2 tRNA genes and 1 other annotated feature (1 of these 3 only partly in view) are annotated in these 1,146 nt (G+C 48.1%); both genes read left to right on the forward strand.

Annotated elements, in window-relative coordinates:
- Positions 1 to 189: a sequence feature (mutual gap in cmsearch alignment for this rRNA model is longer than 100), on the forward strand; it begins 1,088 nt to the left of the window's first position.
- A 124-nt stretch (positions 190 to 313) separates the two neighbouring features.
- A tRNA-Ile gene (locus tag OSC10802_RS57015) sits at positions 314 to 387 on the forward strand.
- A gap of 154 nt (positions 388 to 541) precedes the next feature.
- A tRNA-Ala gene (locus OSC10802_RS57020) sits at positions 542 to 617 on the forward strand.
- The last annotated feature ends 529 nt before the right edge of the window (positions 618 to 1,146 follow it).

The raw sequence follows: 1,146 nt of genomic DNA on the forward strand, positions 1-1,146 counted from the left end.
CAGGTCAGCATACTGCGGTGAATACGTTCCCGGGCCTTGTACACACCGCCCGTCACACCATGGGAGCTGGTTTAGCCCGAAGTCGTTACTCTAACCGCAAGGGGGAGGACGCCGAAGGCTGGGCTGGTGACTGGGGTGAAGTCGTAACAAGGTAGCCGTACCGGAAGGTGTGGCTGGATCACCTCCTTTTTAGGGAGACCAACTTGTCTGTGACGCATTACCCAACAGAAATAAAGCGTGCAGTCAAGTCATCCCAAGGTCGAGCGAAGTTTTTGAAGAAATGGCTTTCAAACTAATTCCCGGTTCGTTTCATGGGCTATTAGCTCAGGTGGTTAGAGCGCACCCCTGATAAGGGTGAGGTCCCTGGTTCGAGTCCAGGATGGCCCACCTCCAATGGGTTTTAGATGTTCAATTTGGGTTTTTAGATTAGATCTCAAATTGTGAGGTCGCTGGTTAGAGTCCATAATAGACCATAGCCAAGGGATTTTAGATTTCAGATTGAATCGAAAATCCAAAATCCAAAATAAACGATCCACACACTGGGGGTATAGCTCAGTTGGTAGAGCGCTGCCTTTGCACGGCAGAAGCCAGCGGTTCGAGTCCGCTTACCTCCACCAAAAAAACAAATCTTTTATCGTTGACATTGCCCGGAGAGGGTGTGGTAAGATGAAAGACAGGCTCAAAAGGAGTCACTGAAAGCCCAGCCAGCAATTTGAGAAAAAAATCCAGAAAAAGGATTGACAATCAAAAAGCAGCCGTGCTAAAGTAAAAGACCGGGGCGGAAAAAAGAGTGGGTGAGTTGAGAGACGACCCCAGCTTATGAGTTCAGCCCGCCGGCTCAAAGAAAAAAACTCCAGAAAAAAAGTTGACAGTCAAAAAGCAGCCGTGCTAAAGTCAAAGACCGGGGCGGAAAACAAACTGGAACAGTTAAGCAACCACCCAAGTTGAAGATGTAAGCCCGTCGGCGCAAAGAAAAAAATTCCATCAAAGGGATTGACAGTCAAAAAGCAGCCGTGCTAAACTAAAACACCGGGGCAGAAAAAACAACTGCGAGATTTCAGCAACGACCCAAGTGATTGACTTGAGCGCCTGCTGGATTCTATCCAGTCAGAACCTTGAAAACTGCATAGCAACTTGTCAGGGAGA

The sequence above is a fragment of the Kamptonema formosum PCC 10802 genome (assembly GCF_000332335.1).
Lineage (GTDB): Bacteria > Cyanobacteriota > Cyanobacteriia > Cyanobacteriales > Oscillatoriaceae > Oscillatoria.